Source organism: Parafrankia sp. EUN1f, from assembly GCF_000177675.1.
Taxonomy (GTDB): domain Bacteria; phylum Actinomycetota; class Actinomycetes; order Frankiales; family Frankiaceae; genus Parafrankia.
The window spans coordinates 26959-50087 of the sequence record NZ_ADGX01000019.1; the positions used below are offsets into that span (position 1 = coordinate 26959).

21 protein-coding genes are annotated in these 23129 nt (G+C 72.8%); 6 read left to right on the plus strand and 15 right to left on the minus strand.

Translation table 11 applies throughout. The features are described 5' to 3' along the window. Positions 1-91: 91 nt before the first annotated feature. The 7 genes from FREUN1FDRAFT_RS45990 to FREUN1FDRAFT_RS08040 form a co-directional block, all read right to left on the minus strand. Positions 92-1666 carry a histone-like nucleoid-structuring protein Lsr2 gene (locus FREUN1FDRAFT_RS45990; RefSeq protein ID WP_232295093.1) on the minus strand — a complete coding sequence of 525 codons (1575 nt, stop codon included), beginning with the start codon at positions 1664-1666 and terminating at the stop codon, positions 92-94. Further along, positions 1567-4095 carry an AAA family ATPase gene (locus tag FREUN1FDRAFT_RS45000; RefSeq protein WP_006539492.1) on the minus strand — a complete coding sequence of 843 codons (2529 nt, stop codon included), beginning with the start codon at positions 4093-4095 and terminating at the stop codon, positions 1567-1569. Before FREUN1FDRAFT_RS45000 ends, FREUN1FDRAFT_RS45990 begins: the two co-directional genes overlap by 100 nt. Beyond that, the gene (locus FREUN1FDRAFT_RS08020; RefSeq protein ID WP_006539493.1) at positions 4095-5327 is read right to left on the minus strand and encodes a DNA repair exonuclease; all 1233 of its coding nucleotides are present in this window, start codon (positions 5325-5327) and stop codon (positions 4095-4097) included. The genes FREUN1FDRAFT_RS45000 and FREUN1FDRAFT_RS08020 overlap by 1 nt, the downstream gene beginning before the upstream one ends. 275 nt (positions 5328-5602) lie before the next feature. After that, the gene (locus tag FREUN1FDRAFT_RS08025) at positions 5603-5806 is read right to left on the minus strand and encodes a hypothetical protein (RefSeq protein WP_006539494.1); all 204 of its coding nucleotides are present in this window, start codon (positions 5804-5806) and stop codon (positions 5603-5605) included. Positions 5807-5984: 178 nt separating this feature from the next. Continuing rightward, complete coding sequence (locus FREUN1FDRAFT_RS08030; protein WP_006539495.1) at positions 5985-6773, minus strand: SDR family oxidoreductase; 789 nt, start codon at positions 6771-6773, stop codon at positions 5985-5987. A gap of 82 nt (positions 6774-6855) precedes the next feature. Beyond that, positions 6856-7893 (minus strand): hypothetical protein, encoded by a 1038-nt coding sequence (locus FREUN1FDRAFT_RS08035; RefSeq protein WP_006539496.1) that lies wholly within the window; start codon positions 7891-7893, stop codon positions 6856-6858. A 109-nt stretch (positions 7894-8002) separates the two neighbouring features. Next, complete coding sequence (locus FREUN1FDRAFT_RS08040; RefSeq protein ID WP_006539497.1) at positions 8003-8551, minus strand: hypothetical protein; 549 nt, start codon at positions 8549-8551, stop codon at positions 8003-8005. A 373-nt stretch (positions 8552-8924) separates the two neighbouring features. Here FREUN1FDRAFT_RS08040 and FREUN1FDRAFT_RS08045 point away from each other — a divergent pair, with 373 nt between their 5' ends. Next, positions 8925-9431, plus strand: a complete 507-nt coding sequence (locus FREUN1FDRAFT_RS08045) for a hypothetical protein (RefSeq protein WP_006539498.1) — start codon at positions 8925-8927, stop codon at positions 9429-9431. 38 nt (positions 9432-9469) lie between these two features. Here the strand turns inward: FREUN1FDRAFT_RS08045 and FREUN1FDRAFT_RS08050 are convergent, their stop codons facing one another. Beyond that, on the minus strand, positions 9470-12358 hold the full coding sequence (locus FREUN1FDRAFT_RS08050; protein ID WP_006539499.1) for a bifunctional GNAT family N-acetyltransferase/acetate--CoA ligase family protein: 2889 nt from the start codon (positions 12356-12358) through the stop codon (positions 9470-9472). 154 nt (positions 12359-12512) lie between these two features. Between FREUN1FDRAFT_RS08050 and FREUN1FDRAFT_RS08055 the strand changes: the two genes are divergently transcribed. Continuing rightward, a complete protein-coding gene (locus FREUN1FDRAFT_RS08055) occupies positions 12513-13040 on the plus strand; it encodes a MarR family winged helix-turn-helix transcriptional regulator (protein WP_006539500.1) in 528 nt (175 codons plus the stop codon). An 11-nt stretch (positions 13041-13051) separates the two neighbouring features. Here the strand turns inward: FREUN1FDRAFT_RS08055 and FREUN1FDRAFT_RS08060 are convergent, their stop codons facing one another. The 3 genes from FREUN1FDRAFT_RS08060 to FREUN1FDRAFT_RS39575 all read right to left on the minus strand — a co-directional run bounded on the left by FREUN1FDRAFT_RS08060 (position 13052) and on the right by FREUN1FDRAFT_RS39575 (position 15578). Beyond that, entirely contained in the window at positions 13052-13510 is a 459-nt protein-coding gene (locus tag FREUN1FDRAFT_RS08060) for a DUF2269 family protein (RefSeq protein ID WP_006539501.1), read from the minus strand. Positions 13511-13722: 212 nt separating this feature from the next. After that, positions 13723-14526 carry an enoyl-CoA hydratase-related protein gene (locus FREUN1FDRAFT_RS08065; RefSeq protein ID WP_006539502.1) on the minus strand — a complete coding sequence of 268 codons (804 nt, stop codon included), beginning with the start codon at positions 14524-14526 and terminating at the stop codon, positions 13723-13725. A gap of 272 nt (positions 14527-14798) precedes the next feature. Further along, positions 14799-15578 (minus strand): HdeD family acid-resistance protein, encoded by a 780-nt coding sequence (locus FREUN1FDRAFT_RS39575; protein ID WP_006539503.1) that lies wholly within the window; start codon positions 15576-15578, stop codon positions 14799-14801. Positions 15579-15784: 206 nt separating this feature from the next. Between FREUN1FDRAFT_RS39575 and FREUN1FDRAFT_RS08075 the strand changes: the two genes are divergently transcribed. The 3 genes from FREUN1FDRAFT_RS08075 (at position 15785) to FREUN1FDRAFT_RS08085 (ending at position 18817) form a co-directional block, all read left to right on the plus strand. Then, positions 15785-16792, plus strand: coding sequence for an LLM class F420-dependent oxidoreductase (locus FREUN1FDRAFT_RS08075; RefSeq protein ID WP_006539504.1), 1008 nt, complete (start codon positions 15785-15787; stop codon positions 16790-16792). 34 nt (positions 16793-16826) lie between these two features. Continuing rightward, positions 16827-17876, plus strand: a complete 1050-nt coding sequence (locus FREUN1FDRAFT_RS08080; RefSeq protein ID WP_006539505.1) for a DUF2889 domain-containing protein — start codon at positions 16827-16829, stop codon at positions 17874-17876. A 107-nt stretch (positions 17877-17983) separates the two neighbouring features. Further along, entirely contained in the window at positions 17984-18817 is an 834-nt protein-coding gene (locus FREUN1FDRAFT_RS08085) for an enoyl-CoA hydratase-related protein (protein ID WP_006539506.1), read from the plus strand. A 28-nt stretch (positions 18818-18845) separates the two neighbouring features. Here the strand turns inward: FREUN1FDRAFT_RS08085 and FREUN1FDRAFT_RS08090 are convergent, their stop codons facing one another. Together FREUN1FDRAFT_RS08090 and FREUN1FDRAFT_RS08095 are read right to left on the minus strand one after the other, a co-directional pair. Continuing rightward, complete coding sequence (locus tag FREUN1FDRAFT_RS08090) at positions 18846-20189, minus strand: DUF427 domain-containing protein (protein WP_255348196.1); 1344 nt, start codon at positions 20187-20189, stop codon at positions 18846-18848. Beyond that, the gene (locus FREUN1FDRAFT_RS08095) at positions 20183-21085 is read right to left on the minus strand and encodes an alpha/beta fold hydrolase (RefSeq protein WP_006539508.1); all 903 of its coding nucleotides are present in this window, start codon (positions 21083-21085) and stop codon (positions 20183-20185) included. The genes FREUN1FDRAFT_RS08090 and FREUN1FDRAFT_RS08095 overlap by 7 nt, the downstream gene beginning before the upstream one ends. Positions 21086-21595: 510 nt before the next feature. On the opposite strand from FREUN1FDRAFT_RS08095, the gene FREUN1FDRAFT_RS08100 reads away from it, so the two are divergent. Then, positions 21596-21790 (plus strand): hypothetical protein, encoded by a 195-nt coding sequence (locus FREUN1FDRAFT_RS08100; RefSeq protein ID WP_006539509.1) that lies wholly within the window; start codon positions 21596-21598, stop codon positions 21788-21790. A 247-nt stretch (positions 21791-22037) separates the two neighbouring features. Here the strand turns inward: FREUN1FDRAFT_RS08100 and FREUN1FDRAFT_RS08105 are convergent, their stop codons facing one another. Together FREUN1FDRAFT_RS08105 and FREUN1FDRAFT_RS08110 are read right to left on the minus strand one after the other, a co-directional pair. Beyond that, the gene (locus FREUN1FDRAFT_RS08105) at positions 22038-22337 is read right to left on the minus strand and encodes a hypothetical protein (protein ID WP_006539510.1); all 300 of its coding nucleotides are present in this window, start codon (positions 22335-22337) and stop codon (positions 22038-22040) included. 186 nt (positions 22338-22523) lie between these two features. Further along, positions 22524-22967, minus strand: a complete 444-nt coding sequence (locus FREUN1FDRAFT_RS08110; protein ID WP_006539511.1) for a nitroreductase family deazaflavin-dependent oxidoreductase — start codon at positions 22965-22967, stop codon at positions 22524-22526. Between the last annotated feature and the right edge of the window lie 162 nt (positions 22968-23129).

Genomic DNA, 23129 nt, shown 5'->3' on the forward strand with positions numbered 1-23129 from the left:
TACGCCGCGGGACGGACCTCACCGCGGGACACCACGTCACCGCGGGCGCGACCGCACCGCGGGTGGGCTACTGGCCGGGTGAGGGCGGGCCTCAGCCGGAGTGGGCGGCATCGAAGGCCTCGACGATCTCCCGCGGGATGCGGCCGCGGTCACCGACCTCGAAACCGTGCTGCCTGGCCCATCCTCGGATCTGGCCGGGATCCCGGCCGCCGGTCCCGGCGCCGCCCGGGCCGGCGGAGGAGAGCGCCTCCGACCCACGCGGCCCGGTGGGGGCAGGCAGGAGCCGGTCCGCCGGGCCGGCCGGGAGCGGGATCCCGGCCATGGCCCGGACGTCATCCGGCTGCCGGGCCGCGGCGATCGCGAACGCGGCGGGCAGGTACGTGATCGTGATCAGGTCCTCATCGCCCCGTCCGCCCTGGTCGTCCCGTTCCTTCTGCCGGGGCGGGTCGCTCCGGAGCTGGCCGACGACGTCCCGGGCCAGGTCGGCGAGGTGCTCGTGGTGGGTCAGCAGGATGATCTGCCAGCTGGGCGCGAACTCGGCCAGCACCCGCAGGGCGGCCCTCGTCCGGTCGTCGTCGAAGGTCATGAGGACGTCGTCGAGCACGACCGGCAGCGTGGGCTCGCCGCGATCGGCCCGCTCCCGCTGGAGCTGGTTGATCGCCGCCAGCCGCAGGGCGAGGAACACCTGGTCGCAGGTGCCCTCCGACAGGTCGTCCGGCCCGAGCTCCTGCTCGTCCGAGCGGATGACCTTCAACGTCCGGGCGGAGTCGCCGCGGTCGACGGCGCGCAGCGCCACGTACCGGCCCTCGGTGAGCCGTTCGAGCAGCTGCCCCGCGGCGGCGAGCAGGGGCGATGCATGGCGACGTTCGTAAGCTGCCAGCTCGCTGCGCAGCGTCTCGTGCTGCAGGCGTGCGATGACGTAGCGCTCCGCGGTCTCCGCGACCAGCGCCAGCGACTCCTGGGCCCGCGCGTGCAGCTCGCCGGCGCTCGCACCGCTCTCCAGGTCGAGCAGGCGCCGTTCGCCGGTGCCGACCGCCGTCCAGGCGTCCCGCTGGGCGGCGGCGTACCGGTCATGCTCGTCCCGGGCGCGGGTGACTTCGGCCGCGAGCTCCGCGTCCGTCCGGCCGGTCAGGTCGCTCACGACGGCCTCGAGGTCGTCGCCGGGAACGGTCGCACGCAGGAGGGCCTCGGCGGCCGTCAGCTCCGCCGTCACATGGGCGAGGTCCCGCTGGCGGGCCGCCGCGTCCGCGAGGGTCTGCCCGGGTGCGAGGGTGACCTGGGCGCCGAGCTCGTCGAGACGTCCCGCGGCGCTGTCCCGGAGCCGGGCCGCCGCCTCGACGCGGGTGGTGAGCCCCTCGATCGCCTGGTCGATCTCCGCGGCGCGGGCCCGGTTCTGCGTGGCGGCCCGGTGCAGGCCGCTGAGCTGGTCGACCAGGTCGGCCAGCGCGCCGATCTCGGCGTCCAGGTCGTCGGACCCCGCCGTCGCCGTCGCTGTTGTCGGGCCGGGGCGGCCTGGGTCCGGCTCGGCGGAGGTCCGGCGCAGGCCGTGCCGTGCCGCCAGCCCCGTCACCTCGGCGGCGAAGTCGCCGAACACGCCTCCGGCGGCGTCGGCATCCCGCCCGGCCTGCAGCGCAAGCTCGTGCAGTGCGGCGGCCTCGGTGAGCACAGCCCGCCGCTCGGCCCACCCCGGGGGTCGGTGACGTCGGCCAGGACGGCCCGGCGGACGAGGGCCTGCCAGTCGTCCTCGGCGCCGCGCAGCTCCTCACGGCGTTTCGCCAGGTCACGCTCCGCCTCGTCGACGACACGCCCGGAGTGGAGCGCGGTGGCGCGCTGCTCCCGGGCCCTGTCGTCGTCGTCGAGCACGCCGCGTGCGGCGCCGAGCAGGCTGTCGAGGTCGGCTTCCGTGGTCGGGACACCGACCCGGGTCAGCGCTTCGGTCAGCGCGCTGCGCTGCGCCCGCACCTGCGGGTCCAGCCCGTTGACGCGTGCCTGTGCGGCGAGCAGCTCGCCATGCGCGCGGTGCGCGTCGTCGGCGGCCTGCAGGACGTCCTCCACCTCGTCCCGGGCGGGAGCGGCGAGGCCGGCGCCCTGCCACAGCGCAGTCCAGGCGGCGGCGGCCTGATCGGCGGCGTCGGCCGCCGCGGCGGTGGCGGACAGCGCGGCCGTCACGCGCTTGCGGGCGGTCGTGGCCTCCCGGCGGAGCTGGCCGCGCCGGGCCGCGAGGTCGGCATGGCGGATGAGCTGGTCGGCGATCTCGTCGGCCTGGGCGATGCCGGCGGCGAGCACCGGCAGGAGCTCACCGGCCCGCTGTCGGGTCAGACCCTGCCCTGGTGCGTCTGGTGCGTCTGGTGCGTCTGGTGCGTCTGGTGCGTCTGGTGCGTCCGGTGCGCCGGGCGTGGCGGTGGGGTCCGGTGTGGCGGTGCCGGTCGCGGCGAGCAGCAGGTTCCACAGCCGCGCGCGGGTCGCGCGGGCCTGTTCCAGCGTCGCGGAGTCCGGCAGGTCCTGCTCGTCCGCTTCGGCGAGCCGTCCCTGGGCGAGCTCGTCGTCGCGGGTGGCCCCGACCAGGTCCTCCTCGCGCCGGGCCAGCGTGACCTGCGCCGCGTCCAGCGCCTCGCGTGCCGACCGCACCTCGGCGCGACCAGGCATGGTGGGCGGTGGGCCGTCCAGATCACGGGCACCGGCGCGGTGCAGCGCCGCCCGCCGGTCGCGGACCGCGTGGGCCGCCGCGTCGACGGCGTCCCGGGCCCGCGCGGTCGCCGACCCTTCGGCGCCGACGACGGCGACCACGGCCTTGAGATGGCTGATCGCCGCCGGATCGGCCCCGGGGAAGAGCTCGGTGGCGGCGTCGTGACGCTGGCGCGCGGCGGACAGTGTCTCCTCGGCCCGGCCCAGCTCGTCGCCGAGGTCAGCGATCGTGGCGGCCAGCGCGTCCAGCTGGGCAGCGAGATCGCGGGGGACGTGCAGATGGTCGAGAAGATCGGCGGTGTCACGCTCGTCGTTCGGGCCGACGAGGCCCAGCAGCAGCGCGCGCGCCAGGCCGGACTGGTGACGTGACTCGGCGGCCAGCTCACGGGCGCGGCGGCCGTCGCCCAGCCGCGCGACGCTGGCCCGGTCCAGCCGGATGATGGTCGCGCTGTCCGCGAGCACCGCCTCGTCGACGGTCAGCGTCTCCCGCGCGGCGCGGCGCTCGGTCAGCTCAGTGGTCAGCCGCTCCAGCTCCGTCTCGGCGGCCACGGTCTCCCCGACGCTGGCGTCGAAGATCGCCGCCTGCTCCGCGGTGAGCACGGTGCCGGCTCCCAGCAGGGCGATCCGGCGCTCCCGGAGCACCACGAGATCCCGGACGAACGCCGCGGCCCGGCTCCGCTGCTCCATCCGATCGGCCGCCGCGGCGGCCGATCGGACCGCCGCCGCCATCGACGCGGCCTCGCCGCGGCGTAGCGCCAGCTCGTGGCGGGCCGCCTCGACGTGGGCCGCGCGGGTCATGGACGCCGCCGCCTGCTCGGCCTGGCGCTGGTAGTCCGTCAGCGCGATGCGCAGCTTCGACTGCTTGCTGTTGCGATGCTGCTTGTAGAGGGAGTCCATCTCGGCCGCGAGCGCGTCGAGCAGGCTGCGCACCGCCCGGCCGCTACGCGCGGTGAAGACGAGCTCGGCGAGGTCACCGCGGCCCGCGAAGACGTTGGCGCCGCCTTCTCGCAGTTCGGTGTGGGAGAGCCCGAAGGCTCGGCGCCAGCGGTCGCGCTCCGCGGCGCCGCCGGAACCCCAGGGCGGTGCGAACGGGGCGCCGTCCGCGGCCGTCTGCAAACCGGTGTTGCGACGCCTGATCTCCACCTGCGTCGTCGGGGGGATCTCGTCCGGCGCCGCGGGGATCTCACCCCCGGGCAGTTCGAGGTCGGCGCTCAGGCTCAGCGCGCCCAGGCCGAAATGGAAGCTCTGCCGGGTGCCGCGGAAGGTCCACAGCAGGTCGGAGAGCGCATCCAGCGTGGTGGACTTGCCGGCCTCGTTGGCGCCGACGACCAGGGTCAGCCCGGGGCCGAACTCGACTCGGCGGGCTTCGAAGGCGCCGTAGCGCTCAAGCCCCAACGCCCGGATGCGCATCAGGCGTCACCGCCGGCCAGCCGGGCCAGCAGGCCACTTCCGGCCCGGTGGGCCAGCTCGCCGAGTGTGCCGGGGTCGCCCAGGTCGAGCAGGTCGGCGGTGCGCAGCAGCCGGCCGATCTCCCGCTCCAGCGGCCCGACCCACTGCCGGAGCAGGTCCCGCTGCCCGCCGAGCGACTCGAAAGCCGCCAGGATCGACGTGATCAGCTCGGGGTCGACGCCTCCGGCGGAAGTCGGATCGGTGACCCGGGTGACGATCTTCTCCAGGCAGACCCGCAGGCCGTCCTCGACGGAGCGCAGCTCCTCGCGCAGCCGCTCGGCATCGGCGAGGTCGGCGGCCGCCCGACTGGTGCCGGTGAGCACGATCCGCGCGACGACGGGGCGGTCGCCGGCGGCCTCCCGCGCGGCCCGCAGCTCCGTCGCGATCCGGTCGAGGACGGCGTCGAGGCTGGCGGTGCCGCTGGTGTCGACCGTGATCAGAGCCCAGCGGGCGACGTCGCAGGGCACGTGCTCGACGCGGGCGGGGCCGGCGTCGGTGATCTCGACGACGAGGGCGCCCTTCGGGCCGGCCTCCCGCGGGGTGCGGCCCTGGAGGTTCCCGCTGAACGCCGCGACCTGCTCGCCGGCCGCCACCACCCGATGGGTGTGGACATGACCGAGCGCGAAGTAGTCGTACCCGGTGCGGGTCAGGTCGTCCGCAGAGCATGGTGCGTAGTTGTCGTGGCCCTCGGCGCCGTCCGCGGCGGTGTGCAGGAGACCGACGTTGACCAGCCCGCCGATGGCGTCCGGGTACCGCAGGACGAGATTGTCCCCGACGGCGCGGGTGGCGTAGCTCTGCCCGTGCACCGCCAGGCCCAGGTCGTCCGCCGTGTGCGTGGCCGGCTGGTCGGCCGGGAACACGGTGACGTTGGGGGGCAGGGTGAGCGTCCGGGTGATCTCGCTCTCGGCGTCGTGGTTTCCCGAGATCATGAACACCCGGACGCCCGTGTCGCGCAGGCGCCCCATCTGCTCGACGAAGAACCGCCCGGTCGCGTAGTCGTGCCAGGTTCCGTCGTAGATGTCCCCGGCGAGCAGCAGCGCGTCCGCCTGCCTGGCGATGGTGAGATCGACCAGGTTGCCGAGCGCCCGCCTGGTCGCCTGCCGGAGCAGCTGGGCGAGGTCGCCGTCGCCGAGCCGGGTCAGCCCACGCAGGGGGCTGTCGAGGTGGACGTCGGCTGCGTGAACGAGACGCATCTTCCCTCTTGCGGCGGGGCGCCCCCGCGCAGTGGGTGATGCGCGGTTGCGGTCGGGTGGCACGGCTCGCGTGGTGCGATCCGCGGACGGCCCTCGTCGCGACGCGCGAGGCCGAACGCCCAGAACCTAGTACCGCAAAGGGACATCTCGAACGGTCCCACGCCGTGCGGGCGCGTGACATTGGCGAATTTCCGGATCGTTGCCGATCCAGCGTGGTCCTGATGTTTCTCTCTGTTGCGTGGGCAGCTGTGGGTGCCGCCCCGGTGCGGGAACGCTCAGCGCCCGGAGCGTGCGCCGGATCCCGACGTCGAGCGCGTGCGCCGGGCCCGGCTGCGCGTGCCCACATCGACCTGCCGGGCGGGCCCGGCGCCGTCGGCGACGCTGGCCAGATCCGCCGCGATGCTTCGGTTGATCAGGCCGACGGTTCGTTCCCGGTCGCTGGCGTCGAGTCCTTCGAGCAGGCTGTTGATCAGGCTCACGGTCGTCCTCCGTATGGTGGTGTGATCGTGTTGCTCGTTGTTCCTGCTTCCCGGGAAGGCACGGGTTAAGCATGCGAATTACGAGATTCCGACCCGGAGCACCGGGTGACCTGGCTCACCTGGCGACTCGGTCCACCGGGTCGATCCGCTCACCGGGTGGCTCCGTTCACCGGGTCACTCAGTGCACCGGGGAGAGCCCGCCGTCCAGGTTGATGCCGGCGCCGGTGAGGTAGGCCGCCCGCGGTGAGAGCAGGAACGCGGCGAGGTCGGCGAAGTCCTGGGCCGCGCCGACCCGCCCGAGCGGGATGCCGGAGTTCTGGCCGAGATCGGTGTAGAGCTCACTCGTGCTGACACCGAGCTCGGTAGCCCGCCGTTCCCACTGCCGGCTCTCCAGCAGACCGATGAGCACCGCGTTGACCCGGATCCCGTCCCGGCCCAGCTCCTTCGACAGGGCCTTGGTCAGGGCGAGGCCGGCGGCCCGGGACACCGATGTGGGCATCGATCCCGCCCCGGGCGCCTTCGCCGCCACGGCGAGCGTGTTGACGATGCTGCCGCCACCCGCGGCGCGCAGCTGCGGGAGCACCAGCCGGATGAGCCGGATCGCGCTGTACACCTTGAGCTCGACGTCGGCGTCCCATACCTCGTCGGTCTGCGCGGTGAACATGCCGGCGGCGCTGCGCCCGGCGTTGTTCACCAGCCCGTCGATCCGCCCCCAGCGGCCGACGGCCAGCTCGGTGAACTGCTCCAGGTCGGCGACGCTGGTGACGTCGGCGACCACCGGCAGCACATCCGCCTGGTCCGCGCCGGCCTTCGTGACCTCGTCGGCGAGCCGGTCGAGGGCATGGGACCTGCGGGCGCAGAAGGCCACCCGCGCGCCCTCCGCCGCCAGGGTGCGGACGAGCGCCGCACCCAGACCTTCGGAGCCACCGGTGACCAGGATGACCCTGCCGGCCAGTTCAAGATCCATACATGCCCTCCGTCGTCCCGTCCGCGGTCCGGTCCCCACCGGCTCGTCCGATCCCTGAAGACCCTAGGGACACTGCGGCTGTCTACTCCTGCGCGGGCCCGTCGCCGGCCCGGCGGGCGTGGCGGCCGTGGCGGGTGTGGCGGAGGTGGGCCGCACGGCCCGCGAGCAGGGCGAGCGCCGCGACGAGCGCTCCGGTGCCCGTGACGAGGGCGATCGCGGCCGGGCCGTCCAGGGGAAGGAACGGAAGGAGGCGCTCACGGACCGGACCGGTCTGGGTATCGGGCCGGTCGGGGAAGCGGATGCGGGCGGCGAGAGTGTTCTCCACCAGGCCGCTGCGCAGGGTGATCGTCGCCTTCCACGGGCCGGCAGGCACCAGTGGATCCAGGAAGACCGTCACCGGGTCGCTTTCGCCCGGGGCGACAGTCGTGCCGAGCCTCGCGTCGAACGGGCCGGCCTGCAGGCCGCCAGGCCCGTCGGCCAGGCGCAGCTCGCCGGTGATGTCCAGGGCCCGTCCGCCCGTGTTGTGGACAGTGGTGATCATGGCGGGCCGGCCGTCATCCATCCGGCGCGCCACGATGTCCGACATGGTGAAGGCGGAGGGCGCGGGCCCGCCCGGCCCGATGTCGAGATAGACGCGGATACCCACCCTGTTCACCAGCTGGACGCCGGTGCCGCCGTTCGCGGAGCTGGCGGTCTCGGCCCAGATGACGCCGTAGTGCTCACCGGGTGAGGCGTCGGTCGGCACGGTGACGCGCACCGTGACAGTGTCGGTGCTGTGCGCCGCGACCTCGAGGACGCTCCTGTCGACGCTGGCCCATGTGGTCAGCTCGTTGACGGCGTGGCTTTCACCGAAGGAGAAGTGGCCCTTCCCGACCGTCGCGGCGCCCGGGTAGACGACTATCCGGCGCGGTTCGTCGCCGTTGTTCGTGACCTCGACGCGCCGGTCGATGGTGGCGCCCGGCTCCAGGTGATCGATCAGGTACTGCCGGGCGCGCGGGTCGAGGCGCAGGCTGTCGGTGACCTCCATGAGGCGTACACCGATGGTGCCGTCGTCGCTCGCCCGCGCCCCGGGAGAAGCGCCGATGGTGATCGTGGCCAGCAGCAGACTGGCCACGATCACCGTGATGGTCCGCGTGACAGTGCGGCAGGGCAGTGCCCGGCCAGATCGCTGTCCCGTCTTGCCACCCCCTCGCCTGCGTGGTCGCCTGCGGTCGCGGCCGACCAGACCGCTAGGCGACCGAGTGCGTCACCGTCGCGGTGTAGGTGCCTGCCACCTTCGATGCCGACGGAATCGTGATGGTTAGCGTCGGGTCCCAGGTGGCGGTGTTCAGGCCGGTGCCAGCTGTGGCTGTCACCGCTGTCTGCGCGGTGCCAGACAGCGCGGCCACATTTGATCCCGTGGTTGACACATTACTGGCTGTGATGGTTCCGGGTGTGTAAGCGATGGCGGACGCCGGAATCGTGACGCCCGCCGCCGTGCCGCTGCCCGCGAACGCCGAGGACGTGACGCTCGCGATCCAGGTCGCGGACGCAAGGCCACGCGAGTCGGTGACGGTCACGTTGCCCAGGGGGCCGGAAACCGTCGGAGCGGTGACTGCGAACGAGCCGAGGTTCACCGGGGACGGACCAGGAACGGTGATGTCGAGGGTCCCGCCGGTGAGGGTGAACGTGACGGTGGTCGTGCCGGACGTGGCGGCGGTCGCGGGTGGGGTGAGGGCCAGCCCGGTGGCCAGGATCGCCACGGCTCCGGCGGATACCAAGAGTGACGATCTGCGCAAGCCGCACCTCCTTCCCGGCGGTAGGCCGCCGTGGTTCGTTGCGCTGGCTGACTGCCAGGGCAGGGATGTTTACCGATCGTGAGCGTCACTACCGTAGTCATGCCGCGTGGCGATAGCTACTCTTCGTAACCATGGGTGGCGTGGATCAAAGGCATTCCCGGGATGAGCGGTAGGGCAGTGGCCAGGCTGGTCCAGCCGGGCCGGGCCCCGCCTCGATCGGCTGTGCGCGACGTCCCGTTCGGATCGGGTTCGCTCCGGAACCGGACCTTCAGTTGCGGCGGGCGTCCTTGCCCGCGATCAGTCCCCGCGGTACCAATGCGCGGTGCGCAACCGTCTGCCGGGCCGCGGCTTCCGCTTGGCCGGGTTCCGTCGAATGCACCCTTCGCGGCGGCTCACGCTCGCTCTGCTGACTCTGGTTTCGTCCGGAACGGGGATCGCGCCTGCCAACGCGGCGTTGGACATCACCGTGCCGACCGCGAAGGACCTCGGCTCCCGGCAGGTCGGCAGCGGCACGCTCACGGCGGCGCTCGGCACCGTCACGGTCACGAGCACGAACCTGATCGGTACCTGGACGGCGTCGGTGTCGTCGACGAACTGCACCACCGGTGCCGGAGGGAGCCAGCAGACGGTGCTGAACAGCCAGCTGTCCTACTGGTCCGGGCCCGTCACCGCCACCACGGGCCAGCTCTCGCTCACCACCCCGGGCCAGGCCACGGCAGCCAACGCGGTCACGCTGAGCACCGCCCGCACCGCCTTCTCCGCGGTCACGGTCAACATCCTGCAAAGCACCGTGTCGTGGAATCCCACGCTCATCGTGAACGTCCCGTCCAGCGTGGTCGCCGGCACGTACACCTGCACGGTGACCCACTCGGTGGCCTGAGCCCGCGGCGGACGGCGCCGGCGGGAGAAAGCGGCGCCCTAGCGGAAGAAGTCGACGCCCGATCCGGTCATCCGGCGTGGCAGCGACTCCGGGTCGGTCCCCGGCGGCAGCAGGCGGACACCGGCGTGCAGCAGAACGACACCCGAGCGGCCGACGAGCACCGGGTCGAGGAGCACCTCGGCGACGGCGGGCGCACGCTCGGCGAGCCGGGCGAGCCGGTGCAGCACGTCCTCCAGGGCGGCGAGATCGGCTGGCGCGGTCCCACCCGTGGCGCCTGCGTCGCCCGTGCTGCCCGTGCTGCCCGTGCTGCCCGTGCCGACCAGCATGACGGCGCCCCGGATGCCGCGCACCAGCTCCGCGGCGTCCCGGTCGGTGAGGGGCAGGGCGCGGGCCAGCGGGTCGACGAGCAGGTCCGCGACCGCCCCGCCCAGCCGCAGCGACACCAGCGGCCCGATCGCCGGGTCGTGGGTCATGCGGACCACGGTGGAGACACCGGCCGGGGCCATCGGCTGTACCAGCATGTCGCCCGGCCCGACCGCGGCCCGGATAGTGCGCCACGCCTCGGCCAGCGCGCCGGGACCCTCGACACCCAGGCGCACCGCGCCGACGTCCAGCCGGCCACGGAAGCGCTCGTCCGCGATCTTGAGGGCGACCGGCCACCCGATCCGCTCGGCCGCGGCCAGCGCGTGGCTTTCGGAGACCACCCGTTCGGCCGGCCAGACCGCTAGGCCGACTCCGGCGAGGATCCCCGTGACCCGGTCCGGTGGCAGCCATTCGCCGTCCATCGCCGCGCCGTCCATCGCGCGCATCGTCCGGCCCAGGTCGAGCCGGTCGAGGGTGGGCACGGTGCCCTGGTCGCGGTCCCGCCAGGCCGCGTGGTCGGCGGCCCGGGCGATCGCCCACGCCGCCGACTCCGGCGAGGCGAAGGACGGCACCGATCCGCGGCCCGGCGTCGAGACGTGGCCCGGCGTCGAGGCGGAATCCGGGGTCGAGGTGTGGCCCGAAGCCGCGCCGTGGTCGGTCCGGCGGGCGGCCAGCGCGGCCGGGATCCCGTCGTGGCCGAGGAAGGACGCGACGACCGGCAGGCGGCCCGCCGCGGCGACGCCGCGCACGGCCCGCGCCAGCTCGTCGCCGGCGGGATGCGGGGTGATCAGCACCAGCACGGCGTCGACGTCACCCGAACCGGCGACGGTGCGCAGCGCCGCCTCGAACCGGTCCGGGGCCGCCATCGCGCCCAGGTCCACCGGGTTCGTCGCGTCCTGGCCGTCGAGCAGGTCACGCAACGCGGCCGTGGTGGCCGATCCGAACCGTGCCACGTCGAGCCCGGCCGTGCGGCAGGCGTCCACCGCCAGTGCGGCCAGCGCGCTCGACGTCCCGACGATGCCGACCCGCCGCCCGACCGGCAGCGGCTGGGACACCAGCAGCGCGGCCATGTCGAAAAGCTGCCCCAGCGTGTCGACCCGGATGACGCCGGCACTGGTGAACAGCGCGTCCAGCGCAGGATCGGTGGAGCTGCCGCCGCTCTTGAGCGCGATCACCGGCTTGCGCCGGCCCAGCCGCCGGGCGATCCGGGCGAACTTGCGGGGGTTGCCGAAGCTCTGCAGGTGCAACATGACGACCTCGGTGCGCTCGTCCGACTGCCAGAACTGCAACAGGTCGTTGCCCGAGACGTCCGAACGGTCACCGGTGGAGACGAACGTCGACAGGCCGATCGAGCGCCGCGCCGTCTCGGCGAGGAAGGTGCCGGCCAGCGCCCCGGACTGGGTGAAGGCACCGACCCGCCCGGTCGGGGGAGAGCCGGCGGCGAACGTGGCGTGCAGGCGGACCGCCGGATCAGTGTTGATCACACCCATCGCGTTCGGGCCGATCAGCCGCATGCCCGACTCGCGGGCCAGTCGGGTCACCTCGGCGAGGCGGGCCCGGCCGTCGGCCCCGGCCTCGGCGAAGCCGGCCGAGACGACGATCAGGTTCCGGACGTCCTTGTGCGCGCAGGCGCGGACGGCGTCGGCGACCTGGGCCGCCGGCAGCGCGATCACCGCCAGGTCGACCGGGTCCGGGATCTCGCGCACGTCGGGATAGGCGTAGACCGAGGCGATCTGCCGGGCCGCCGGGTTGACCGGGTAGACCGGGCCGTGGAAGTCGCTGGACAGCAGCCGCCGAAACACCTCGTGGCCCGCGTTTCCGGGTCGCCTGCCGGCGCCGATGACCGCGACCGCCCGGGGGTTCAGCAGCCGGGCGATGCTGCGTGCCTCGGCGCGCTGCTCCAACGCCCGCGAGATGCCCCGCGCCCGCGGCGCCTGGGCGGTCGAGAACACCATCCGGATGATCCGCCCGCTGCCGCTGCCGCTGCCGCTGCCGCTGCCGCTGCCGCTCGCGCTGGTGTCGCCGCTGCTGGTGTCGGAACTGTCGTCGGGAGCGTCGTCGGGGACGAAGCCGGCGGCCTGGAAGACCCGCTGGGCGTGGTCGTTGCTGCTGGGCAGGTCGGCGACCAGGGCCCGAACGCCCAGATCGCCGGCGGCCGCGGTCAGGTGCTCCAGCAACAGCGGCCCCACACCCCGGCGCCGGTACCCCGTCCGCACGACCAGGCGGACCCGGGCCGGGCCCGGGCGCGCGCCCGACCGGACGTACTCCGCCGCCCCGACCAGCCGGCCGCGCAGGATCGCGACGACCACCAGATGGTCCCGGTGGTCGTCGTCGGTCAGTCGCTTCGCGAGGGCGTCGGACGTCTGCTCGTCGTGCCACGGGGCGGGCAGGCCCGCGGACTCGGCCTCGGTCAGGCCGGTGTACAACGCGGCGAGGTCGGTCGCGTCGGTGCCGAGCGCCGGCCGCAGCTGGACGGGCGCGCCGTCGGTGAGCACGGCGTCCGCCTGCCAGCGCGCCGGACGGTCCAGATCTCGCACGGCCTCATCTCGCACGGCCTCTGCCATCGCCGAGCCTCCTACCTCCCGGATGCCCACCTCCGGTGCCGTCAGCCCTGCGATCATGCTGCCGCCACGCTGCGATCGTGCGCGGCCGGGCGGGTTCAGCCGAAAGGTCCGGGTAAAAAGTCGGAATGCCAGCGCAAATCATAGGCTGGATGGCATGGACGGCGGCAGAGAGCCGGCGGCCGGCGCGGGCGGTCGGGTGACCCCGGCCGAGCCGCGTTGGCTCCGGGACAGCGAACGGACCGCCTGGCGAGGGCTCATCAACGTCATGACGCGCCTGCCCGCGGCCCTCGACGCGCAGCTTCGCCGTGACGCGGGCCTGAGCCACTTCGAGTACTCGGTGCTCGTCGGCCTCTCCGAGGCGCCGAACCGGACCCTGGCGATGGCCCGGCTCGCCGAGTTCACCTGCGGGTCGCTGTCCAGGCTCTCGCACGCCGTCAAACGCCTGGAGGACAAGGGCTGGGTGCGGCGCTTCCCGTGCGCTGCCGACGGGCGGGTCACCAACGCGATCCTGACCGACCTCGGTTTCGCGAAGCTCGCCGCGACCGCTCCCGGTCACGTGGAGACCGTCCGTGACCTTGTGGTGGAGGCGCTCTCGCGGGACCAGCTGATCCAGCTCACCGCGATCTGCGGCCAGGTCCTCGACCGACTGGACACCCCGCCCCCACCGACCCGGCCCTGCTGAGAGCCACCGGGCTAGACGCCTGTCGTCGAGCCCGGTCGGGCGATCATCAGGACGGTGACCACCGTCCACAGCAGGCTGAACAGGCCGCTGGTCACGGCGACCCGGGTGGTGCTCACGGCCGACCCCGGGGACGTCCGCACCTGCTCGATCAGCTGCTGCTGGCTGGGGAGCACCACCATCGCGAGGACGAGCGCGGCGATCCCGGTGAGCACGATCGAGGCCACCAGCCAGGGGTCGCCGACCACGCCCATGCTCATGGCCGTGGCCAGCCCGAGGATCGGCACCACGATGCCGATCGCCGCGTACACGTTGCAGATGCGGTGCAGGGTGCTGACCATTCCCTCGGCCCGGGGGTCGGGCTCACGCAGCGCAGACCGCACCGCCGGGGCGAACATGCTCGCCGCGACCGTCACCGGGCCGACGGCGATGATCGCGGCGAGGACGTGGACGCTGAGGAGAAAGGTGGTCACGAATGCCCAGGTTAGGTGCGTCGCCGCGGCCTCCGGGGCGACCGGAGCCCTCAGCCGCCGACGGCCTGCGGCCTGCGGATCCGAGCCGCTCGCCCCTTGACCGACCGGGCTGCCCGGCCCTTCCCCGCCAGCCTGGCCCTTCCCCGCCAGCCCTGCCGGCCAGGCTATTCCAGTCCCGGTCCCGGTCGGTTCCGGTCCGCTCGGGGCGGTGATCAGTCCCGTGCGGGCAGCGCGTCGAAGACCGCGGACCGCTTCTCGGTCCGCGCGGTGAGCGCCTCGGCGAGCCCCGGGCCGTCGAAGGCGATGTCCATCTGCTGGAGCGTGTCGGTGAGGGCGTCGTCCGCGGAGCGGTCGAGGTCGGCGTAGACCTGCTTCTTGATGGTCGCGAACGAGAACGGCGAGCAGTTGGCCGCCAGGTCCGCCGCGTAGGCGAGGGCGGCGTCGAGCACCGTGCCGTCCGGGACAACCCGGTGGACGAGGCCGATGGCCGCCGCCTCCTGGGCGTCGATGGTCCGCCCGCTGAGCAGGAGTTCCATCGCGGCCTGCACACCGATCACCCGCGGCAGCAGCCAGGACACGCCGTATTCGGCGGCGAGCCCCAGGCGCGAGAACGCGGTCGCGAGCTTCGCCGACTCGGCCGCGAACCGGATGTCGCTGCCCAGCATGTAGGCGAAGCCGATGCCGACGGCGGCGCCGTTGATCGCGGCGACCACGGGCTTGCGCAGCCGCACGGCCAGCGTCGGCAGGTCCTCCCGGGCCGGGACGAATTTCTTGATCATCTCGGGTCCGCCGCGCAGCACATCCAGGTCGGCGCCGGAGCAGAAGCCGGGACCGGCGCCGGTCACGACGATCACGCGGACGGCCGGATCGTCATCCGCGGCGCGCAGGGCGTCCGCGTAGGCGGGGCCCATCGTCGCGGTGATCGCGTTGCGCGCCTTCGGGCGGTTGAAGGTGATGACACAGACCCCGTCGCGGATCTCGGTCAGAATCTCGCGCTCGTCGGTTTCCGTCGTCACGCCGCCCGCCTCCGTGATTGCCTGGTCTGGTGGGATCCGCTGCCACCCGCACGTCGTCAACACCCGTACGTCGTCAAGGAGACTAGGCGACCACCGGGATCCCGCGCTCGCCAGATGTGACGGACGACAGATCCACGACGCACCGGACGAATAGGGCGTACTGCGACCAGGCGAAACTGCATGGGCCGGGATGCGGACCCGAGCGGCCGGCGTGCGCGTGCCTGCGCATGCGCACCGCCGGCCGCCATGGCGTCCGCTGCCTGCCCGGGCTCTCAGCGTTCGCCGCCACCGCGGCCGGGTGCGGCCGGGTCCAGGTGCGGCTGCTGTTCGGTCCGGGCGGCGCCGGCGGCCGCCCGCCCGCTGAAGCCGCTGTGCATGAGGGCGTCCAGGCGGGGCTCCTCACCGTCCGCGGAGCGCATGGTCGCGGCGAACTTGGTCAGACCGATCACGAGCGCGGTGAGAGCGACCCACAGGACGGTCAGCGAGTACGTGGGGTGGTGATGTGTCGCGGCCCAGAACGCCATCGCGACCGAGAACGCGCCGATGGTCAGCGGAGCCCACCAGGTGCCCCCGCGCGCTGCCTGCCGCTGCGAGAACGCCGAGACCAGGGCGTGGATGCCGAGGGCCAGCAGTGACCAGGCGGCGATCCGGGCGACCACGGCCAGTGTCGGGCTGGGCCAGACGAGCGCCACGATGCCGCCGGCGGCCAGCGCGACGGCCAGGGCCGCGTGCGTGGGCCGCCAGGAGGTGCCGGAAGCCAGCCCGGTGACCAACTCGCTGAGCGCACCCAGCAGTAGCGTGATCCCGAGCAGGACGGCGATCGACTTGCCGGTGGTCAGTCCGAACATCGGGATGGCCAGTGCGAACAGCAGCCAGCCGATGCCCAGCGGGAGCAGTGCTCCCATGGCCCTGGCGCCCAGGTCCTGGCCCGCTCCCGCACCACCGGCCGCGCCGCCGTGGCCACCGCCGCGGCCATGCTCGTGAAAGGCGTGGCCATGAAGATCGTGGCCGTGGCCGCGAAGATCGTGGCCGCGGTCGCCTGATGCACTCATGAAGTCATCCCTCCAGCAGGGTGGTTGTCGTGTGCGGGTTCTCCCTCACCCGTGCCCGGAGGCTTCGGATTTCATACCGTGCGTTACGAGATCGATTCGACCTGTTATGGGCCTTGTCGATGAGGCCTGGATCGGTTGCCTACATCGGTGCGGGGACGCCAACCTGAGGACCGGTGGTCGGCGGTGGATCGGGGCGAGGAGCAGCGGTGAAGATCGATTACAACCTGTCGGACGACATCGCCGTGACCGCGGGCTCGGCGGTCGAGGTCGAGAAGGACGGCTACGCCGGGGCCTGGGTGGGGGAGACCAGCCACGACCCGTTCCTCCAGTGCCTGCAGGCATCGATCGTGACCGACTCGATCACCGTCGGGACGTCGATCGCGATCGCCTTCGCGCGCACCCCGATGACGCTGGCGAACCTGGGCTACGACCTGGCGCAGTACAGCGAGGGGCGTTTCGTCCTCGGTCTCGGCTCGCAGATCAAGCCGCACATCGAGAGGCGTTTCTCCATGCCGTGGTCGCATCCCGCGGCGCGGATGCGCGAGCTTATCCTCGCGGTCCGGGCGATCTGGGACTGCTGGCAGAACGGCACCAAGCTGGACTTCCGCGGTGACTTCTACACCCACACGCTCATGACGCCGTTCTTCACCCCGAAACCCCACGCGTTCGGCCCGCCCCCCGTCTTTCTCGCCGGCGTCGGCCCGGGCATGACGGAGGTCGCCGGCGAGGTCGCCGACGGGTTCTTCGTCCATCCGTTCAGCACCATGCGCTATATCGAGGAAGTGACCATTCCGGCGCTGCTGCGCGGTCGCGCCCGGGCCGGCCGCGACGACCTGGACGGCTTCACGGTCTGCGGGCCGGCGTTCGTCACGATCGGGCGGACGGACGAGGAGATGGCCCGCGCCGTCGCGGCGACCAAGAAGCAGATCGCTTTCTACGGCTCCACCCCGGCCTACCGTTCCGTCCTCGAGCTGCACGGCTGGGGTGAGGTGCAGCCGGAGCTGACGACGCTGTCCAAGCAGGGCCGCTGGGACGACATGGCGGAGCTGATCACCGACGAGATGCTGGCGGAGTTCTCCGTGATCGGCTCGCCGGAGGAGGTCGGGCGCGGCCTCATCGCCAAGATCGGCGGCGTCTACGCCCGGACGACCCTCTACGACGCGGGCGGCTCGAACAAGGCGCACTGGCCCGCCGTCCTGGACGCCGCGCGCTGACCCGTCCCGGCCGGCCCGGAGGGAGGTCGTCGCAGTGAGCTGGCAGTTCGTGGACCCACCTCCCGCCGAGCCGCCGTTGCACGCCCGCCGGGGCCTGCACGACCCGGTGGCGGGAAGCCCGGTCCGCCGTCCGGGCTCGGTCCGGCGCACGATCACGATCGACGCGCTGCACCCGGACGGGGCCGACGGGGACCTGCACCTCCTCGGCCGCGGCCGGGACCTGGTCACCGCGCCCGACGGCTCGGCCGCGCAGGCCGACGCGGCGCGCTTCCACCTCGAGCTCGCCTTCTCCGGTGGGCGTGAGATCCGCCGCCTCGAGGTCGACCCAGCCGTGCCGCAGCTGCGCGAGCTGGTGGCCACCGGGGGCACGTCGGGGTTCCGCCGCCGCCTCGCGGAGCTGTTGCCCGAGCTCGACCAGAGGCTTCCGCTGCTCGCGGCGATGCTGGACGACGTGTCCGTGGTCGGGCTCATCTCGGGCTACGCGGTGAGCCGGATGGGGCACGTCCTGCGCGGCGGGCGTTTCCTGCTGGCCCAGGCCGACCAGTGCGCCGGCTGGATCCAGGGCGGGACGATCATCGAGAACATCGAGCGGGAGGGCATGCCGCCGATGGTGACGGGCCCGGCCACCCCTGCGCTCATCCGCCCCGACGACCCGCAGGGGTGGCACGAGATGCCGCCGCTGCCGCCGCACGGCATGCGCCGGCACCGCCGCCTGGACGTCGTGCGCTCCCCGGCCGTGCCCGGCGCCGCCGACGTGGACCTGTTCTTCCGGGACAGCTACCAGTCCGACGGCGGGCCCGAGACCGTCATCCACGAGTACACGGTCACCGCCCGGCTCGATCTCGCCAGCGGTGTCCTCACGGAGATCACGGCGTATCCCCGGGTCCTGCCCTGGGTGGAATGCCCGTTCGCGGCGGCGAGCGCGTCCCGCCTGGCCGGCGTCGCCGCCGCCGACGTGCGCGACGTGGTGCGGGCGCAGCTGCGGGGTACAAGCACCTGCACGCATCTCAATGACACGCTTCGGTCGCTGGTCTTCGTGCCCGCTCTCGCCTCGCTCCTGCCCGGGCCGGCCGCGGCCGCGTGACCGGGAGCCGGGCAGAGGCTCGGTGCGACCGGACAGAGGCTCAGCATGACCGGATCGAGGCTTCAGTGTGAAACGTTCGCCGTCCGTGCCTTTGTGGGGAGTCAGCCGTGGGTAGCCGCAACTTCGAGATCGACATCGTCGACCAGGTCGCCTGGCTGGTGCTCTCCCGGCCGGACGAGCTCAACACGTTCCAGCCGGAGTTCTGGTATGAGTTCCCGAAGGCGCTGGCCCGGCTCGGTGCGGACGGCGCCGTCCGCGCGCTCGTCGTGGCGTCCACCGGCCGGCATTTCACCGCGGGTCTGGACCTGGCCGCCTTCGGCAGCGCCGAGCTCTTCGCCGACGGTGAGCCGGCCCGGGCCAACCTCGCCCGCCGGTCGCTGATCCTGCGGATGCAGGAGGCCCTGACGGCCCTGGAACGGCTGCGGGTCCCCGTGCTGGCCGCGGTACAGGGCGGGTGCATCGGCGGTGGCGTCGACCTGATCACCGCCTGCGACATGAGGTACGCCACCGCGGACGCCTTCTTCACGGTCCAGGAGACCAAGATCGGAATTCCGGCGGATCTCGGGACGCTGCAGCGCCTGCCGCGGGTCATCCCGGACGGCCTCGCCCGGGAGCTCGTCTACACCGGGCGCCGGCTGCCCGCCGAGCAGGCTCTCGCCGCCGGTCTGGTGAACCAGGTGTTCCCGGACCGGGACGCGATGCTCCGCGGCGTCGGCGAGATCGCCGCGGAGATCGTCGCGAACAGCCCGGTCGCGGTGTGGGGCAGCAAGGAGCTGCTGCTGCACGCACGGGACCACACCGTCGCCGACGGGCTTGCCTACACCGCGACCTGGCAGGGCGGCGCCTTCCAGCCCGGCGAGGTGACGGAGTCCGTCCAGGCCAGGTTCGACAAGCGGGCCGCGCGTTACCAGGACCTGCCCTCGGCCATCACGCCCGAATAGCCCGCGACCGCCCGCCCCGCCGGCGGGCTCACAGCGCGAGCCGGTCGTCCACCGCGTGCGCCTTCTGGGCGAAGGGGCGCAGCATGGCGTCCACGGTGAACGACGCGACCAGCGCGCCCGCCTCGTCGTGCACCCGGCATTCCGAGTGGGTCATCCCGTCGCCGGCGAACGTGGACAGGTGGTGATAGCGCATCCACTCGTCGGCGCGCACCGCGGCGTGGAAGGAGATGCCGATCGCGTTGATCCCCGTCGACAGCGTGCGGTGGGCCTGGCTCTGCCCGACCCCGGCGTGCGGGCGCAGCGCGGCCGCGATCGAGATGTGGCCGGTGAACTGGGTTAGCAGCCCGGCGTGCAGCGGCGGGTCCGCCGGGACGTCCCGGAACCGGACCCAGGTGTCGATGACCGGCGGGCCGACCGGGGCGTCGGGGTCGTCGGTGTACGCCGCGTCGACCATCCGGATGTCCCGCCCGGTGACGGACATGTCGTACGGCTCGCTGTCGTGGGGGCCCGCGCACGGCTCGGTGGCGGCCTGGTGGCGGACGACGTCCGGGGCCGTGACGTCGAGCAGCAGCGTGCCGCTCGCGCGGCGGCGCCCGCCCTGCGAGACATGTACGGCCAGCGTCGAGAAGCTGCGGCCGGCGCTGAGCTCGTCGATCTCGAACTCCAGCGGTTCCCGGGCGTCCGCCGCCCGGTAGAACACCATGTGCGCCGAGACGACTCTGCGCTCGGGCGCGTGGCGGCCCGCCGCCACGATCGCCTGCCCGAGCATCTGGCTGGCCTCGACGACCGGCCGCCGCGCGCCCGCCAGCGTGGTGCTGACGTACCGGCGGTCCCCGGCCGGGCGGACGTTCATGATGTCGATCAGGTCCGCGGCGTCACCCCAGGTGGGGAACCGCTTGATCGTGGTGTCGCGTTCGTCGGAATCCGGGCCGGCGTCGACCACCTCGACCCGCACCCGGTCGTGGTCGAACGCGACCAGGTCGGTCAGCCATTCCAGCCCGGGGGCGGGCTGGGAGAAGGCCCAGGCGGCGTCGCGCCCGTCGACGGAGATCACGCCGCCGGGGTCGTGCCAGTCCCGGGAGCCGGCCTGCACCTTGCCTTCGAGCGTCCACAGCCGCGCCTGGCCCTTGACCGGGCAGGCCGTGGTGCGGCCCTCGCTGTGCAGGGCCTCGGTGCGCACGTCGGCGGGAGGGAAGTAGAGAACGGGATCTTCGGTTGCCTCCCGCACCCGGACGGCGGCCCGGGACTCGGCCACCAACACGTCGCCCCACCAGGCCCGAGCCAGGTAGCCGCACGGCTGGTGCGATAACGCGGGACTCTCCGCCGACGATGCTTCGGACGTCACAGGCTCCACGCCAAGTGAAGCTAACACCGGGCCCGGGTGCGGGACGAGCGATCGGTGGCGGGCAGCCGGTCGATCCAGCCGAGGACGAGCGAGTTGAACAGGTCGGGATGCTCCTGGTGGAGCCAGTGGCCGCCGGGCAGCTGATGCACCTCGTCGCAGGGCCCGGTCGCGAGGCCGCGCTCCCAGTCCGCCCGGTCGCCCTGCCGCTCGGAGTAGACCGCCAGCACCGGGCAGGACCGCCCGCGCAGGTAGGCGGTGCTGCGCTCCCGGCTGCCGAACTGGTCCTCGGTCAGCCACATCCCGGCCAGCGCCGCCTGGGCCACGTCGAGCGGCACCCCCATCGCCCGGCGCCGGTGCCAGGTCGTCAGCGGCCGGGGCGCCTCGGGGCCGGCGAGTGCGGCCAGGTAGCGCAACAACCGTTGCTGGGTGCCCGGCGCGCCCAGGTCACCCAGCGTCCGCGCGGTCCGCTCGACCTCTTCCTCGGCGAGGCCGTACGCCGGCTCGACGGCGACCACGCCGCGGACGAGCTCGGGGCTCTCGACGGCCAGGGCGCTGGCCACCATGGCGCCCAGCGAGTGCCCGACCGCCACCACCCGGCTCCCAGCGCTCCCAGCGCCCCCAGCGCCTCTTGCGTTGCCGGCGCTCCCGGTGATGCCGAGCTGGCGCAGCAGCGCGGCGACGTCCGCGGCGAGCACCCTCGGGCGCAGGCCCTTGGAGCCGGTGGAGCGGCCGTGCCCGCGCAGGTCGAAGGAGATCACCCGGTGGTGGCCGAGGAAGTCGGGGATCTGGGCGTTCCAGTCGTGCGAGTCGCAGCACCAGCCGTGGACCAGGAGCAGCGGTTCGGCCGCCGGGTCGTCAGCGTCCTGGGCGGGGTCGTCGGTGAAGAACAGCCTCGTCTCGACCCCCAGGTCGAAGTACGGCATCGGTGGACCCCGCTTCGTAGATGACGTTCGTCGTCTGAACGACGATCTGTGCGGGACCGATGTTCCCCGGACCCTCCCGCAGCCGGGCGGACGGGTCCGGCCACCGGGCCGGGAGCCGGATCTCCCACGCGGGCCGCGCTCGTCACCTCGGTCCGGTCGACGCCTGGCCGCGCCTTTCTCGCCGCGGGCCTTGGCCGGGCCCGACGCATTTCTCGGCGTGAGCTTGATGACGTGCTGAGCGGGTAACTACACCGATACGAGCACGTGGGCTTCGGCTGACAGGTACAGAAAGGCCACGGAAAGCGGTTGGCTCCTCGCTCGTACGACCTGGCCGCGGACGTCGCGTGCATGGTGGCCTGTTCGCGGAGATCGGGATTGGGGGATCGTCTCGCTGGCTGCCGAACGGACCTGACACCTGCGTAATGCCCGATGAGCACCGATCTGGCATCATGCCGAGCAGGGTTATTCGGACGCGCGGTACGCGCTACGGATCCGGAAGATGGTGGGATCATGGCCGCGATTGTTGAGCTGGCGGCGTCGATTGACGGCGTCCCGACCGTGGAGGAGACCGACGCGATGCTCGATGAGCTGCGACGGCTCCCGCGTGACGCAGCGACACTCGAGCTGATCGACGGTCTTCTGGAGATTCGAGCACTACTTGGCGCGGTGCGGTGTGAACCGTGCGTTGACACGCGCGCCAAGTAGCGGATCGATGCTGAGCCTCTTCCATCTCACGGGGCACCGCCAGGGTTGCCGGGGGTCCGAGCCGACGATGGAAGAGGCTCACAGTCCGGCGGACCGCCTGACGGCGAGCCGGACCTGGAGCCGAACTGTGAACCTTCCATCTCACGATTCGCGGCCGGTGATGCCGTGAAGCCCGATTCGACGGTGGAAAAGGTTCAGTGAACTGCCGGCCGGCAGCCGAAGTGCAGGCTGCCGGCCGGCAGTCGGACTACTGAGCGCCGAACGGCTGACCCTGCTGGCCGACCTGGCCGATGTTGGCGCCGAGACGGTCACCACCGGAGATGTTCTGGCCCGCACCGACACCGGCGAGCTCCTGCAGGCGGTTCTGGACATACCGCTCGCTGTGGTGGGTCTTGTCCGCGATCCGCGCAACGAGGTCGTTGACGCTGGTGGCGGCGTCAAGGTCGGCGGTGCTGACCTGGCCGAACTGGTCCAGGATCCGGTACCGGAGCTGGCGCCAGTTCTGACGCAGCTGCTGCTCGACCTGCTGACGCTGCTGCTGGTCCATTCTCGCTGATCCCCTCTCGTGTTTCATGAATCCTTCGCCGAATGGCTCGGCAAGGCGACGTGAACGCTACTCCAGATCGCCTCCGCCGGCCGTTCGGCCAAGGAATTCTGCGGTAACGGAGCGGGGTGGCAAGAAATGTTTCCTGTACGGCTGTCTGTCGCTTTCTTGGCTACCCGTCCTGTTCGGTCATCCGCCCTGGACGGGATCCAGGACGAACACCGGAATCTCGCGTTCGGTCTTCTTCTGGTAATCCGCGTAGTCCGGCCAGGCCGCGACCGCGCGTTCCCACCAGAGCGCCTTTTCCGCCCCGGTGACCTCACGGGCGACCATGTCCTGACGGATCGGCCCGTCCTGCAGCTCCACCTGCGGATGGGCGACGATGTTGTGGAACCACACCGGGTGGCTCGGCGCCCCGCCGAGGGAGGCGACCACCGCGTAGTGGCCCTCGTGCTCGACCCGCATAAGTGGGCTCTTGCGTATCTTGCCCGACTTCACGCCCAGGGTCGTCAGAATGATCACCGGTGCGCCGCGCAGCTCGGTGCCGCGCGTTCCGCCGGAGCTTTCGTACTCCTCGACCTGCTTGCGTACCCACTCGGCGGGGCTCGGCTCGTATTCACCAGTCAACGGCATGTTGTGAGTCAACACCGCCGGTGAGCGGCTCCTTCCCGTCCGGCGCCGTGCGGGCCCGCGGTGTTTCGGGTGCCCGGGGACGCGGCGCCGAGCCGACGCCGCGCCGACGCCGAACCGACGCCGCTAGGCCGTCGCAGGCTCGGCGTCAGGCCGTCGCAGGCT

Excerpts from the sequence above, each read along its gene's own strand:
- FREUN1FDRAFT_RS08100 (WP_006539509.1), top strand. The coding sequence starts at position 21,596 with ATGGCCGCGATTGTTGAGCTGGCGGCGTCGATTGACGGCGTCCCGACC.
- FREUN1FDRAFT_RS08020 (WP_006539493.1), bottom strand. The coding sequence starts at position 5,327 with ATGCGTCTCGTTCACGCAGCCGACGTCCACCTCGACAGCCCCCTGCGT.
- FREUN1FDRAFT_RS08105 (WP_006539510.1), bottom strand. The coding sequence starts at position 22,337 with ATGGACCAGCAGCAGCGTCAGCAGGTCGAGCAGCAGCTGCGTCAGAAC.
- FREUN1FDRAFT_RS08095 (WP_006539508.1), bottom strand. The coding sequence starts at position 21,085 with ATGCCGTACTTCGACCTGGGGGTCGAGACGAGGCTGTTCTTCACCGAC.
- FREUN1FDRAFT_RS08055 (WP_006539500.1), top strand. The coding sequence starts at position 12,513 with ATGGACGGCGGCAGAGAGCCGGCGGCCGGCGCGGGCGGTCGGGTGACC.
- FREUN1FDRAFT_RS39575 (WP_006539503.1), bottom strand. The coding sequence starts at position 15,578 with ATGAGTGCATCAGGCGACCGCGGCCACGATCTTCGCGGCCACGGCCAC.
- FREUN1FDRAFT_RS45000 (WP_006539492.1), bottom strand. The coding sequence starts at position 4,095 with ATGCGCATCCGGGCGTTGGGGCTTGAGCGCTACGGCGCCTTCGAAGCC.
- FREUN1FDRAFT_RS08050 (WP_006539499.1), bottom strand. The coding sequence starts at position 12,358 with ATGGCAGAGGCCGTGCGAGATGAGGCCGTGCGAGATCTGGACCGTCCG.
- FREUN1FDRAFT_RS08110 (WP_006539511.1), bottom strand. The coding sequence starts at position 22,967 with ATGCCGTTGACTGGTGAATACGAGCCGAGCCCCGCCGAGTGGGTACGC.
- FREUN1FDRAFT_RS08045 (WP_006539498.1), top strand. The coding sequence starts at position 8,925 with ATGCACCCTTCGCGGCGGCTCACGCTCGCTCTGCTGACTCTGGTTTCG.
- FREUN1FDRAFT_RS08030 (WP_006539495.1), bottom strand. The coding sequence starts at position 6,773 with ATGGATCTTGAACTGGCCGGCAGGGTCATCCTGGTCACCGGTGGCTCC.